14 protein-coding genes and 1 pseudogene (1 of these 15 only partly in view) are annotated in these 14081 nt (G+C 40.0%); 8 read left to right on the top strand and 7 right to left on the bottom strand.

Going from position 1 to position 14081, the window contains the following annotated elements; all coding sequences use genetic code 11:
* Positions 1–295, top strand: a 295-nt coding sequence (locus L652_RS0110605; protein WP_024603445.1) for a LysR substrate-binding domain-containing protein, incomplete at its 5' end; no start/stop codon positions are given.
* A gap of 65 nt (positions 296–360) precedes the next feature.
* On the opposite strand, the gene L652_RS0110600 is transcribed toward L652_RS0110605, so the two are convergent.
* From L652_RS0110600 to L652_RS0110585, 4 genes are all read right to left on the bottom strand, one after another.
* Positions 361–747, bottom strand: a complete 387-nt coding sequence (locus tag L652_RS0110600; RefSeq protein ID WP_139015396.1) for a hypothetical protein — start codon at positions 745–747, stop codon at positions 361–363.
* Positions 748–966: 219 nt separating this feature from the next.
* Entirely contained in the window at positions 967–1422 is a 456-nt protein-coding gene (locus tag L652_RS0110595) for a thioredoxin family protein (protein ID WP_024596116.1), read from the bottom strand.
* 83 nt (positions 1423–1505) lie between these two features.
* Complete coding sequence (locus L652_RS0110590) at positions 1506–3473, bottom strand: hypothetical protein (RefSeq protein ID WP_024596117.1); 1968 nt, start codon at positions 3471–3473, stop codon at positions 1506–1508.
* A 222-nt stretch (positions 3474–3695) separates the two neighbouring features.
* Positions 3696–4622: a LysR family transcriptional regulator gene (locus tag L652_RS0110585; protein WP_024596118.1), complete on the bottom strand. Its 927-nt coding sequence runs from the start codon at positions 4620–4622 to the stop codon at positions 3696–3698.
* Between the two features lie 166 nt (positions 4623–4788).
* Here L652_RS0110585 and L652_RS0110580 point away from each other — a divergent pair, with 166 nt between their 5' ends.
* The 3 genes from L652_RS0110580 to L652_RS0110565 all read left to right on the top strand — a co-directional run bounded on the left by L652_RS0110580 (position 4789) and on the right by L652_RS0110565 (position 7538).
* Positions 4789–5466, top strand: a complete 678-nt coding sequence (locus L652_RS0110580) for a glutathione S-transferase family protein (protein WP_024596119.1) — start codon at positions 4789–4791, stop codon at positions 5464–5466.
* A 43-nt stretch (positions 5467–5509) separates the two neighbouring features.
* The gene (locus L652_RS0110575; protein ID WP_024603444.1) at positions 5510–6640 is read left to right on the top strand and encodes a zinc-binding dehydrogenase; all 1131 of its coding nucleotides are present in this window, start codon (positions 5510–5512) and stop codon (positions 6638–6640) included.
* A 412-nt stretch (positions 6641–7052) separates the two neighbouring features.
* Positions 7053–7538, top strand: coding sequence for a hypothetical protein (locus L652_RS0110565; RefSeq protein ID WP_010554987.1), 486 nt, complete (start codon positions 7053–7055; stop codon positions 7536–7538).
* A 37-nt stretch (positions 7539–7575) separates the two neighbouring features.
* Here L652_RS0110565 and L652_RS0110560 read toward each other — a convergent pair whose 3' ends face one another.
* A complete protein-coding gene (locus L652_RS0110560; protein ID WP_024603443.1) occupies positions 7576–8781 on the bottom strand; it encodes an anhydro-N-acetylmuramic acid kinase in 1206 nt (401 codons plus the stop codon).
* A 149-nt stretch (positions 8782–8930) separates the two neighbouring features.
* Here L652_RS0110560 and L652_RS01000000123665 point away from each other — a divergent pair.
* From L652_RS01000000123665 to L652_RS0110540, 4 genes and pseudogenes are all read left to right on the top strand, one after another.
* A pseudogene (locus tag L652_RS01000000123665) lies at positions 8931–9432 on the top strand (GNAT family protein).
* Between the two features lie 173 nt (positions 9433–9605).
* Positions 9606–10634: an NADP-dependent oxidoreductase gene (locus tag L652_RS0110550; RefSeq protein ID WP_024596455.1), complete on the top strand. Its 1029-nt coding sequence runs from the start codon at positions 9606–9608 to the stop codon at positions 10632–10634.
* 33 nt (positions 10635–10667) lie between these two features.
* On the top strand, positions 10668–11285 hold the full coding sequence (locus tag L652_RS0110545; protein ID WP_002962787.1) for a glutathione S-transferase: 618 nt from the start codon (positions 10668–10670) through the stop codon (positions 11283–11285).
* A 223-nt stretch (positions 11286–11508) separates the two neighbouring features.
* Positions 11509–13128, top strand: coding sequence for a methyl-accepting chemotaxis protein (locus tag L652_RS0110540; protein WP_024596456.1), 1620 nt, complete (start codon positions 11509–11511; stop codon positions 13126–13128).
* Between the two features lie 71 nt (positions 13129–13199).
* Here L652_RS0110540 and L652_RS0110535 read toward each other — a convergent pair whose 3' ends face one another.
* Together L652_RS0110535 and L652_RS0110530 are read right to left on the bottom strand one after the other, a co-directional pair.
* A complete protein-coding gene (locus L652_RS0110535) occupies positions 13200–13508 on the bottom strand; it encodes a YkgJ family cysteine cluster protein (protein WP_002962790.1) in 309 nt (102 codons plus the stop codon).
* A gap of 45 nt (positions 13509–13553) precedes the next feature.
* Positions 13554–14081, bottom strand: the final stretch of a protein-coding gene (locus L652_RS0110530) for a RecQ family ATP-dependent DNA helicase (protein ID WP_024603442.1). It continues 1407 nt past the right edge of the window; the window shows 528 of its 1935 coding nt (coding positions 1408–1935); its start codon lies beyond the right edge, outside the window — the gene reads right to left on this strand; its stop codon occupies positions 13554–13556.

Here is a 14081-nt window from a genome sequence, read left to right as displayed (position 1 = left end):
GGGCTCGGGTACTTTAGAAATGTCGGTAAAGTTATTAGCCCAACATGGCGTAATAGCAGAGCGCAGTATGCAATTGGGCAGCAACGAAGCCATAGCAAGGGCTGTTGCTCAAGGTATGGGAGTCGCTTTATTGCCAAATGTAGTCACTGAGGATTTAGTGCAGCTAGGTAAATTAACACGCCTGAGCCAAAAAAATAACGAGCAACTTTCTCGGCCACTTTATCAACTGCATTATAAAGACAGACCGTCTTCACACGCTGCGCAAGCGTTCGAAAAAAGCTTGTTTAGTGAATAATGTTTGATCTGAGCTGTAAGTCGAGTAAGAAAACGGTTGTGTAACATTAATCGCTTATTGTGGTGTTACCTTAATTTATTATATATAAGCCAACTAGTTGAACCCATTGAAAGTACTAATAAATGAAGAACCAATGTTTCACGATTAAATTCACTAAATAGACTGAGTAAAAAAACTGGAAGTATGCTTAAGATTAAAACTACCGGTAATTTAAATAAATTTAACTTTTGGAGTAATAAGCTAATAGGTAATCCGTAAATGAACATTAATGGATAAAAATAAAATAAACTTCCCACCCCTATTGATACACCAAAACCAACACCTGAAATTAATGAACTCACAGAAGTATAGTTTTCGATACCCGCATAAAAATAACAAAAACCAAGGACTGGTAATGCAATTAAAGGACTAAGAATCGCAGCAATCAAATTTTTACGTAGATCCTTAGACATATTAAGACATACCACAACGAGCTTGTAGATTAATTCGTTTTTTATTTGTTTTAATTGATATACAAACCATAGCTGAATTCCTATTTTGGCTCAGCCAAAGGGGTAGGGGTAAATTTTGGCCTTACACATTAAAGTACCAGGAGACTAGTTATATGAGTCCAGCAGCTACCTCATAAACCTATTAGTTAAATCGGTAAACCAAATACGAGCAAGCTGAACTTACAAACCCTGAGTTAAGTCTTGCGCTAACGTACCCGTTGGCTTTTCAATTACGCGTACCAACTCTTTGCCATTTTGTTTAACAATAAACGTTGGTGTGTATTGTAAGTCGTGAGCCTGTGCAATGCCTGCATCGTCTTGCTTGTTGTAACCTACGGCCACATAGTCAATGCTTGCAAGTTGTACTTTCGATGCATCAATTAACTTAATGAGTTTTGGCACTTCGCGCTCACTGTCGTGGCACCACGTTCCAAATAATACAATAAGCTCTTTGCCTTCTAGCTTTTGCATTAGGGCTATATCTTGTGCTGTTGGTGTATACGCTTTGTATTGCTCGTTAAACTTGTCGTAGTCGCTTAGCAGTGCTTGCGTACTTATCTCGCCCGAAAATGGCGCTGTAGCATAGCTTACAAGCGGCATGCTTAAAGCGCACAGTAAAATTAATTGTTTAAACATAAGGTTGCTCTTAATTTAGGTATTAATTTAGGTATTAAACGACTATACCCAATATTGAGTGTGGAGTGAACAACTCAAAACCGTTACTTTTTATCCATAAAAAAGTTAACTTGCGATAAGTTAGTTAAATATTCTCGCCTTACGTCTTTATTCTCAGCTAGCTTGTCTAAATCACCAATTAGGGTAACTAGTTTATTATGAGAATGGCTGCTTGTTTTTTTAAACTCGTCTTGCTTTTCGTCACTCTCAACACGCTCTTTTTTATTCATGTTGTAGCTGTTTTCGTTTTCTTCAAGCCAAATATCGTCAATTAAGCGAATGTTGCTTTTACTAACGGTTTGTTCTTGCATCGCCATTTGCAGCTCGTATTGATTGGTTTGCGGATTAAACTCAAACATTTTTGTATCAACATCAACCTCGTGAGACTGATCGAGCCCCACAAGTTCTTTATTTTTAACGGCGGTGTTTACGTTATAACTCTCTTCTTTGTTGTAGTAATCAGGGCGACTGTATTGATAATCAAAGTGGCTGCTTACATTTTTACTTTGCGTTACACCGCTAAGATCCCCTAATTGGCTTTGTTCAGTTACTTGGCTTAGCTCAATAGTACTTTTAGGCTGATAGTCGCCGTTATCCAGCGCATATGAAAAAGTGGCATCAAAATCAGCGAGCTTAGAAATACTCGCACCCAATGTATTTGGGGCTTTATTACCAAGTCCTTGGTAACGGGCATCGTTTGTAATCATGTTATCAACTAAATCGGCAACCATGGTGCGCCCGTCATTAAAGTGCTGTTCTGCAAGTGACTCCAAATTGCTATAACGCTCAGCCGCCGACGACATACTCGCAAAAGCGCCTTTAAACAATGCAAAGCCTTGCTGCATTGCCTCGTCGCCTTTGCGGCCAAATGCCGATTTTTTATCGTCCTCACTACTATTAACCCGACTATCTTCTAGGCTTTGATCTAGCGACGCTAAATACTGCTGCATTTGCTGCGTGTCTTTAGCGCCAATGGTTGACATATCGAGTGCAAAATCAATGTCGTTTTTCCCACCTACTGCTTTAAACACAAGTGCTTGCTGATTTGATGCTTCATCAATGGAATAACTTAAATCAAGCGTATTCTGGGCAGTATCAAGCGCATCATTTTGCGTTGTTGAAAACGACACATTAAAACCGGCTAACTGCTCACTATTAAAGCCCGCTAAAAAATCTAAGCTCATGTCTGTTTGGTTTGGCACTATAAGAGGGTTGAATGAATTTTCACTCACTTTAAAAAATTCATCGGCCATTTCGCCAACACCCGCCATAACCTGCGTTAAAGCGCCATGTTCAGCCTCAGATAAATTACCATTAACTTCGTAACTTATGCCAAAGCCATCTATCGCTTCACCTGTTTTTTCGTCATAACCTTGCGATGAGTTAAAGGTAATGTTTATAACATCACCCTCTTTAGTTTTTACCGAGAGCTCAAACAGGTAGTTATCGTCATCCTCGTATTTTGTGCGATTAAGGCTTTCCATGTATGGATTAAGTGAACGCTCAACACGTTGCTGGCTTGAGGCTAAAAACGTTTTTTGCTCATGCCCAAGCTGACCTAAACTCGATAAAATATCGCTGGTATTAGCATAAGCACCCTGAATATTTTTAACCGACGTATTTAATCGCTCAATTAATTGGGTGCTATTTTCGTTTTTTAATAACCCCTCATGCTGAGAGCTTATTACGGTGCGCAGGGCGAGTTCTTCATCGGAGAGTTTATAGTTAAGCGTGCTCGGCGTGCTTGAAATTGTAAATAACGAGGTAAGTTGCTGCTTTAAAACGTCCTCTACTTTTTGATTACTGGCTAGTGCTTCGTCAATAGTTTCGTTATTTAGCTGGCTTAATAATTCATCGGATATTTTGGGGGCGTTAGTTTGTAAATCATTAATAGCTTGAAGGTCGCTACCGGTTAGTAGTGAAGGACTCACAGAGGTTTGGTTAGCGTTATTAACTGATTGGGCAAGTAAAGTGCTTAAATTAGCGTGGCTGCCAAGTGCATTATTAACCATGATTATCCTTAATCGCTAAACCCTATTAAGTAATTTATCGGGCACTTAGTTAAAAGCTTTAGCCTAAAGGCGCATTTTTTACCTATTATTTATACAAATAATTTATTAATAAGTTAAACAAACATAAATATATATCTGGTAAAAATAAATCGGATAAGCGTAGGTCGGATAAGCGCAGCGCCATCCGACACTCAATTAATCTACCCACCTTACTCTTAAGGGCTATTTTGTTTGCTTATTACCTTCACCTGTTTCTTTTATTCTTTGTACTAAAAAGTCGACCGCCGCTTTTACTTTTGGTACTAAATAACGCTGCTTTTGATACAACAAATAAACCGCCATAGTCGCATTTTGACTTATCGCTAATTCATGCTCAAACTTAAGCTCTTGCAACTGGCCAGATTCAAGGTATGAGTCGAGCGCCCATCGAGTTGACATTAAAATGCCCTCGCCATTACATGCTTTTTTAGCTAGCCACGATCCGTTATTTGAAATAGCGACCGCAGGCCCAGAAACGTCGTGCCATTGATCATCTACTTTACATAACCAAGGCGTTGGCCCCGCTGGCGTTTTAAAATAAAGGCCACTGTGGCCCTTTAATTCCATAACATTAGTGGGCATACCGTATTTTTGTAAATAGCAGGGTGACGCAACAGGAATAAAGCCGTTATCCATTAGTTTTATTGCTAGCACGCGTTCATTTGGCGCATAGCCACCGCGAATAGCAATATCAACGTCGTCACGCCCGAGTGTCGACAGCTCATCACTTAAGCTAACATCTAATATAATTTCGGGGTATAGCGCGCTAAATTCATCTAGCAGTGGCAGTAATATTTTGTCACCAAAACTTACCATTGAGCTTATACATAATCGCCCCATTGGTGTTGTTTGATAACTGCGTACAGTTTCGTGGCTTTGCTCTAGCTGATTTAATATTTGCTGAACATCGTTATAGTAAATTTGCCCAACTTCGGTCAATTTAACTATGCGGGTCGAGCGCTTTAAAAGCGTCGCACCTAGGCTTTTTTCTAAATCAGCAACTCGCCGTGACAACGACGAAGGCGGCACATCAAAAGCTTTTGCGGCTTTGGTAAAACTGCCCGTTTCAACCACTTTGATAAAATACCGTATGGCTTTTAGTTGATCCAAGTTGCCTCTCCATTAAATAAAATGCTTTATTGTCTTAAAGACAAAAGTGATTCGCATTTTCCCCTATATATAAGCAAATTAAAACAAGTAATAATAATCTTAACTTATCTACACGCTTTAATTTATTTAACGCCAATAGTTAAAGCTTAAAACCAAAGGCTACATTATGATTACTTTGCACGGCTTCGCAGCTAGTAACTATTACAACTTGGTTAAGCATGTACTTTTACACAAAGAGCTGCCATTTAATGAGCACCTTATATACAACAACGACGAGCAGTTTTTAGCTATAAACCCTATGGGAAAAGTACCGGCTATTACCACCGCTGATGGGCTAAATATTGCAGAATCGAGCGTTATTTGCGACTACCTTGAAGAAACCTACCCAAGCAACATGCTATACCCTGAAGATTCAGCCGAGCGTGCTTTTGTTCGCCAAATTATGAAAATAAGTGAGCTTTACTTTGAATTGCCAAGCAGACGCTTAATTCCGTATGTATTTACAGGCTCCCCCGCACCTGAACACGTAAAAGACGACATTCGCAAGCTATTAACGCGCGGTGTAAACGCCCTTTGTGAATTAACGCATTTTTCGCCGTGGATAGCAGGCGAACAATTTAGCATGGCAGATATTTACGTTTACTACGTAAATACAGTGGTTAACGCATTCACGCCAAAAGAGCTTAATTGGGATGTACTGGCCGAAATCCCAGGTATGAAAGAATGGCAAGTAAAAATGAGTCAATCGACTATTGCACAGCAAATAGAGGCAGATCGCCAAGCAAATATGCCTGAGTTTATGCAAAAGGTAACAGCACAAATACAGGCAGCTCAAAGCAAATAATTACGCTATACGCTACCCATTCTCAATTTATAGGAACAGTATTATGACAGATAAAAATATCCAACTTACTTCAACTATCAGCGAAGACAATAAACTCACACTTGCCTTAAAAAACATCGAGATGCCAAAGCCAAATGCCGATGAAGTAGTTATTCGTATTGAAGCTGCACCATTAAACCCATCAGACTTAGGCGTTTTATTCAGCGCAGCTGATATGTCTACTGCAAAACAATCGGGTACTGATGAAAACCCAGTAATTACTGCTGATGTTCCAGCTCAATTTATGCCATCACTTAAAACACGTGTTGGTAAAGCAACACAAGTAGGTAATGAAGGCGCAGGCACCGTAGTAGCAGCAGGCTCATCACCNCCAGCCGCACAAGCATTAATGGGAAAAACTGTTGCAGTAATTGGCGGCGGTACGTATCGTCAATTTATATGTGCCAACGTACAAAGTTGCCTAGAGCTAAAAGAAGGGACTACCGCCAAAGAAGGTGCATCATCTTTTGTTAACCCACTTACCGCACTAGCAATGGTAGAAACCATGCGCGCTGAAGGTCATAAAGCTATTATTCACGCGGCTGCAGCTTCTAACCTTGGCCAAATGCTAAACCGTATTTGTATTGCTGATGGCGTTGATTTAATAAATATTGTTCGTAAACCAGAACAAGAAAAATTACTGCGCGATATGGGTGCAAAATATATTGTTAACTCAAGCAGCGACACTTTTCTTGCTGACCTAACAGCTGCAATAATCGAAACCGGTGCAACTATAGCGTTTGACCCTATTGGTGGCGGCCAACTAACAAGTGATATTCTTAACTGTATGGAAGTTGCAGCTGCGCGCGATATAAAAGAGCACACAATTTATGGCTCTGATACATTTAAACAAGTGTACATTTATGGCGCACTAGACCGCGGCCCTATTACACTTAACCGTAACTTTGGCTTTGCTTGGGCTGTAAGCGGGTTCTTGTTATTTAATGCTTTAGGTAAATTAGGCACAGATACAGTAATGAAAATGCGCAAACGCGTTGCTGATGAAATCACCACTACATTTGCGAGCAACTACACGCACGAAGTGTCATTAGCTGAGGTATTACACTTACAGTCAATTGCCGCTTATTCTAAACAAGCAACAGGCGAAAAGTACTTAATTAAACCTCAAGCTTAATTAAATATTCCTCGTTAAAAATTAAAGACCACAGCGCTTAGCACTGTGGTTTTTAAATATAAAAACAGATGCTAATTAGGTAACTGCTTTTTTGTCATAATAAAAACTTAAAAATATAATGAATGCGCAATAGGCTCACTAATTGTTATTGAATTTATAATTTTTAATACATTCAAGCCATCAATGAAATTTTGGTGTAAATGAATATCTAAATTACTTAACGCATTTAAGAACGTACCTTTAGAAATATCACCTGGAATCACCTTCTAGCATTATAAAATTTCAACAAAAATCCTCTTTGATCAAACTACTCAATAATTGTACTAAATAATGCAATTAGTCATAAATCTGTAACTTTGATCCGCGATAATCTCTATCCGATAAATGAATAGACTCAAGAAGATTAAGTAAGATGAGTACACCCTTAGTGCAACTAACATTTGCACTGCAATCATTTGATGATTCTATGTCTGCGGCGATGAGCCACGCTATGGAATATGAAAAGCTATCGCTAAAAGCCAATGCTGCGCATAACATCACGCTGCAATGTGTGTTGCCTGATGGCGCAAATGAGAGCGATGTTATTTCACTAAGTGCAACGCAGCCCAGTGCGCGTGGGGCGCAGTATTTTACTGAAAAAACGCTGAGCAATGCAGACCTTGAATCTGGTACTGTAAACCTAACTTTAAGTAACATTACACAAAGCCAGTGTTTTGTAGTGCAAATGATGCTGCACGGAAAAAATACGACCTTAAAAGAAAGCCAGCAACTCGATGTGTACATTAAAGCGTTTGAGCAAGGCTATATTCCTGAGCAAATAAAAACTGAACATACCAAGTCACAGGGCGTTCGTAGCTACTTTGCGAGTATGGGTTCTACGTTTTTATCGCTGTTTTAGTGCTGACTGCACTTAAATTACGCGATGCGACAAGTTATTAGTCTGCAAAACTTACTTTACCCATAGTAACTCCCGCAATACCTTGTGCGGTGTTACTTAGGTGTTGCTGCTCTCCTGCTAGGCATTCGTTTGCTAAAATAGCAAATAACACAGCCTCTTTTGCATCGGGATTTATACCTAAATCGTCGGTATTTTTAAAAGCCTTAATACGTGGGCAAAGCGCTGTAAGTTGCGCCATTACTAATGGATTATGAATACCCCCACCACTTGCATACACCACACAATTTTGTTCGCGCTCTGCACACTCGTTTAATGCATTTGCTATAGCTGTTGCAGTAAAGGTATTTAAGGTGGCCATTACATCTTCATGACTTAAATGGTGTGTATTTGTAAGCTGCTGTGCGGCGTTTAAATACGCTAAGTTAAATACCTCTGGCCCTGTAGTTTTAGGCATTGGGAGTTTAAAAAATGCGTTATTACATAATGCATTTAATAATGGTGTATTTACCTTGCCTGCTTTTGCTATTTTTGCGCCATCGTCATAATGCATATCTTTAAAATGTTGCTGTACGTAGGCATCCATAATGGTATTACCGGGGCCAATGTCGGAGCTAAACACACCGTTTGCATCACCATTTTTGGGTAAAAACGTTAAGTTAGCTATGCCGCCCATATTTAGCAAAACCCGACTCTCAGCAGCGCTCGAAAAATACAAATAATCGCCATACACAGCAAGCGGTGCGCCCTCGCCTCCTGCGGCTATGTGTTTTTGCCTAAAATCACCAATGGTAGTAATACCCGTAGTAACGGCTATCTGGTCACTATCGCCAATTTGTAAGGTGCCATTAGTAAAGCTTTTGTGGTTATGCTGCGAATGCGGGCAGTGGTAAATGGTTTGCCCGTGACTTGCTATTACATCAATACTTGCCGGGTTTATTTGCCAAGTATGTAAGCACTGATTAACCATATCGCCATGGAGTTTACCTACCCACGGGTGCAATAAAGTAACAAGCTCTAAATCGCACTCTCGTTTGGCAAATACCTGCTTTATTTTAGTTTTATAATCGTCGTTGTAGTCAACGGTGGTAAAATTTAAAACCTCAATGTGAGTATTTAAGCCCGCGCCCGTTACTTTACACAGTGCAACATCAAGCCCGTCCAACGAGGTACCGCTCATTAAACCAATAATTAAACGGCTTGGTTTTTGGGCGCTGTTATAAAGCGCTTTAATGTGAGGGTGCATAATGGCATCTAAAATAGGTGTAATATTTTGCTTATATTAGAGGACTTTAAAACAAAGTAATAGCCGTAAACCGTTTAATTTAGGTTCTGATTGTTTAACTCTTAAATGATTGTTAAGTTAGTGTGCATACTAAAAATTTATGAAAAAATATGATCACCCTCAGAGAGTTTAAAGCCCAAGACGCGCCTTTTATTATTAATACCTTAAATGATGAACAGGTAACGCGTTATTTATCGTCAAAAATTCCGTTTCCGTATACGCAAGCCGATGCTGATTGGTGGATAAACCAAGGCTCAAAAAACGGCGTAATTGATGCAACAGTTAAAGCCATTGAGGTAAATGGGCAATTTGCGGGCTGTATTGGTGTAACTCCCGGCGAATTTGAATACAACCACAGTGGCGAAATTGGTTATTGGCTTAATAAAGCCTATTGGGGGCAAGGTATTATTACTCGCGCTATTGAACTTATATGCAATGAAGCGTTTGCAAGCTCACACTTAAACAGAATTTTTTGTTGCCGTGTTTGCTGGTAATACCGGCTCAATGAAAGCACTTATTAAAAGTGGTTTTGAGCAAGAGGCTGTGCTTAAACAGGCCATTTATAAAAACGGGGTGTTTTACAATAGCCATATTTTTAGCAAGCTAAAATAAACCATTTAGAATAAATACTCTGCAAAGCTTGAATTACCAGTACCTCGCCCAAAGCTAATGTATTGAGGTAAAAATATATATTTACACTGCTTAGCGCGCATTATTGTTTAGGTTAGATATTAATTTAACGCATAAACATTCGCTAAGTACATTCACTTTAAGAGGAGATTTTTATGTCTGCAACTAGTCGTCAACTTACTTTAGCATCACGCCCTAATGGCGCCCCGAACGAAAAAAACTTTGAACTTAAAACGGTAGAACTTCCTGCATTAAAAGATGGCGAAGTTTTACTACGCACTATTTACCTATCATTAGACCCGTATATGCGTGGTCGTATGAGTGATGCTAAGTCGTACGCAGATCCAGTTAATATTGGCGATGTAATGGTTGGCGCAACTGTGTGCCAAGTAGAAGAGTCTAAAAACGATAAGTTTAACGAAGGCGAATGGGTACTTGCCTACACAGGTTGGCAAGACTACGCCATTACCGATGGTGAAGGCTTAATGCAATTAGGTAAAGAGCCTGCAAACCCTTCATACGCATTAGGTATTATGGGTATGCCTGGCTTTACTGCTTACATGGGTTTACTTGATATTGGCCTGCCTAAAGAAGGCGAAACCGTAGTTGTTGCAGCAGCAACAGGGCCAGTAGGTGCAACGGTTGGTCAAATAGCTAAAATTAAAGGCTGTAAAGTAGTCGGTGTTGCTGGTGGTAGCGAAAAATGTGCACACGCCGTTGAAAAACTAGGGTTTGATGCCTGTATTGACCACAAAGCTGATGACTTTGCAGACCAACTAGAAAAAGCGTGTGATAACGGCATTGATGTTTACTACGAAAATGTGGGCGGTAAAGTATTCGACGCCGTATTACCATTACTAAATACAGCAGCGCGCGTACCATTGTGTGGTTTAGTATCGCAATATAACGCAACTAGCTTACCAGAAGGCCCAGACCGTTTAGGTATGCTAATGGGTCAATTGCTTACTAAGCGTATTAAAATGCAAGGCTTTATCATTTTTGATGATTACGGCGACCGTTACGACGAGTTTGCACAAGACATGCAAAAATGGCTACAAGACGGAAAAATTCAATACCGGGAGCACATGGTAGAAGGCATCGAAAATACAGTAGACGCGTTCAACGATATGATATCCGGTAAAAACTTTGGTAAAACTGTGGTTAAAATTAATAACCCACTTTAATTTTATACGGCTTNAAGCCACAAAAGGACTGACATGATTAAACTACACCATTTAAATAAATCCCGCTCTAAACGTATAATTTGGCTTTTAGAAGAGCTAGATGTTGACTACGAAATTGTGGCTTATCAGCGTAATAAAGACACATTCCTAGCACCTGACGAACTAAAGCATATTCATCAACTTGGCAAGTCACCGGTAATTGAAGATGGCGGTTTAATTATTGCTGAATCAGGCGCTATTACCGACTACCTTATTTCTAAATACGGCAACGGTAAATTTGCTCCAAAAGTAGATACCGCTGAATATGTTGACTACCAGCAATGGCTGCACTTTGCAGAAAGCTCAGCAATTTTACCGCTTTTACTTAAAATGTTTGTACTAAAAGACGGCGCTAAAACGCAGTTTTTAGAAGGCTATGCCGACGCTGAAACAGCCAAAGTAATTAGCTACTTTAACGACCGCCTAGAAGGTAAACGTTATTTAGTGGGCGATACCCTAACGGGCGCTGACTTTATGATGTCGTTTATTGTTGAAATAGTTAAAAACTCAGGTCAATTAGCGCACTTTAAAAACCTCGTTAAATACGACGAGCAATTACAAAGCCATGAGAAGTTTCATACAGCTAATGAGCTAGAAGCAAAGTACGACTAAACCTTTATATAATATTTTATATAACACTAGGGGCATTTAGCCCCTTTTTTAATGCCTGTAAAATATGCCCCGCCAAAGTTACACTTGTAAACTAAATTAACAATCACCTACCTTATTGCTAATAAAACTTTAATTAATAAGGCATAATGCTGCTATTGTTTAAGTATTTTCACTAATAATACAAGCTGCTCTTGCGCGTATTGACTCACACTTGGGATCAACCATGACCATAAACATGCGTTTAACGACCGGCTTTGGCGTAATTTTATCAATGATGATTATTTTAACCATTATTGGAATTTCGCGCGTTAGCCTTATTAATAGTAATATTACCCACATGACCGACGTAAATTCGGTAAAGCAACGTTACGCAATTAACTTCAGAGGCAGCGTACACGACAGAGCAATAGCCGTGCGCGACGTAGTACTAATTACCGAGCAAAGCAGTTTAAGTACCGTGTTAAATAACATACAAGAGCTAAACGCATTTTACCAAACGTCAAGCCGCGCTATGGCTAAGCTAATGGGTAATATGAATAGTGAAGAGCGCGCTTTAATTAATAAAATAAATCAAATAGAGCAGCGTACTCAGCCTTTTATTCAAGGTGTAATAAACGCTAAAAATGCAGGAAACCTAAACGAAGCTAAACGCATTTTATTAACCGATGCGCGCCCTGCGTTTACCCAGTGGCTAAATGTTATAAACCAATTTATAAATCTGCAAGAGCAAGCAAATCAAACCACCACTATTGATACTCTCGATATTGCCAGTTCATTTGAAATTTGGATCATTTCGCTCACCGCGCTTGCAATTTTAATAGGTGCAAGCGTTGCGTATGTTATTAGCCAACTGATCAGAAAGTCAGTAGGTGGCGAACCACAAGAAGCCGCCGAAGTAATTGCCCTTATTGCCCAAGGCGATTTAAGAGGTGATGTGCAGTCGTGTTGCCCAAATAGCATGATGGCTTCTGTAGGGGTTATGCAATCTAAATTAAAAACCATTGTAGATAGCATTATTAACTCATCTGAAGAGCTTTCTACTCACTCTGCAAGCGTAGCGTCTGGTTCGCAGCAAGCACTTAGTGCCGCTGACGCACAAGTAACTTATACAAACTCGGCAGTAAGTAGCCTAGAAGAAATGAGCCAAAGTATTCATGCTGTTGCAGGCTCTGTTAAACAAACAGAAGATAACTCAAAAATAACCGCACAATTATCGCAGCAAGGTAGTATTGCAGTGCAAAAAGTAGCGGCGGAAATTGAGCAAATTTCAGTAACCGTAAAAGCCACCGTTACCCAAGTAAATGTTTTGCAAGAACATGTAAAACACATTGGCGATATTTTAAGTGTGATCCGCAGTATTTCTGATCAAACAAACTTGCTTGCACTAAATGCGGCAATAGAAGCTGCAAGAGCTGGCGAAACAGGCCGAGGGTTTGCTGTTGTTGCTGACGAGGTAAGGCAACTTGCCCAGCGTACTGGTGATGCAACAGGCGACATTGAAAAGATGATTTTGCAAGTACAAGAAAACACACAAGCGTCGGTAACAGCTATGGAAACCACAGTACCGCAAGTAGAAAATGGCCTAACGCTTACCCATGAGGCAAACGAGTTACTGCATCAAATACAGCAACAAGCTAACGACTCATTAAGTAACGTGCTTGAAATTGTTGAATCAACATCAAACCAAGTAGCCACCGTGGCGCAAATTAGTACCGGCGTTGAAGAAATTGCCAGTATGTCTAAAGAAACCAGCATGTCGCTTAACCGTAACGCACAAGAAGCTGTTGCATTAGCTGACCTTTCAAACACGCTTAAAAAGTATATTAGCTACTTTAAAGTTTAATTTTTATAGTAAGTAATAAACAAAGGGGCTTTTAAGCCCCTTTGTTGTTTATGTACTTTAATAATAGCGGACTATATACCCGCTAAATCGCGCTCGGTAATACACTCGTCTGAGGCCATTTCAAACTCGCGGCAAACTAATGGGCGGTTTTCGTAAATAGAGCACATAAGTGTATTGCGGTCGAGTGCTTGGCACCAACCGTCGTCAGCGCGTTTCATTACTTCGCTGCCCCATTTATCGTATTCAATGTAGTTAAATGGCACGCCGGTGTCGGTTACTATGCGCACTTCTAATTGGCAACAACAGGCTTGGCAGTTAGCACACGTAACAGGCTCTGGGGTAGTAGAAATATTTTCAACGGGAATAACAATATGAGGCATAGTGGCTTACTTTTTTGAATAAGCCACTAGGATACAGTAACTAATTTAACGCGCTAGTAGTTTTGCTTTAATATCGCTGTAACGCATTTGCTCGCACAGTGCAAAACCACTCAATTGGCGCACTTTATTACGCGCAAATAATGGCACACTCATCCCCGCTAAAAAGCGGCATTGGGTTTCAATACCCACATTATGATTACCTTTGTCTGCCATATGCGCTAAAAACTCATCTACCTTTTGATAAATAAGCTGCTCCTCAATATAGGCAGGCTCTATAGAGTATTCAAGCTTAACCGCATGGCCTCTACACACACTACAATGCCCACATTGCTGTGGTGCATTTTGATCGTCAAAATAGCGCGCTAAGTTATAGCTTAAGCAACTTTGTAGCTCAAAAAAGCGTACCAGTGCAGCAATACGTTTAATTTCGGCTTGTTCTTTATCACTAAAGTAGTCGTGTAGTTGCTGGGCAAGTTCTGGGTTATTTATAACCTCGCTATGCACTTTGTATACTTGGGTAATACGTTTGGTTTCGAGCGTTATTAGTTTTTTTTCGGCTAGGTAATCAAGGGC

Source organism: Pseudoalteromonas sp. TB25 (assembly GCF_000497995.1).
GTDB lineage: Bacteria > Pseudomonadota > Gammaproteobacteria > Enterobacterales > Alteromonadaceae > Pseudoalteromonas > Pseudoalteromonas distincta.
This window is presented reverse-complemented; position numbering and strand designations above follow the sequence as displayed.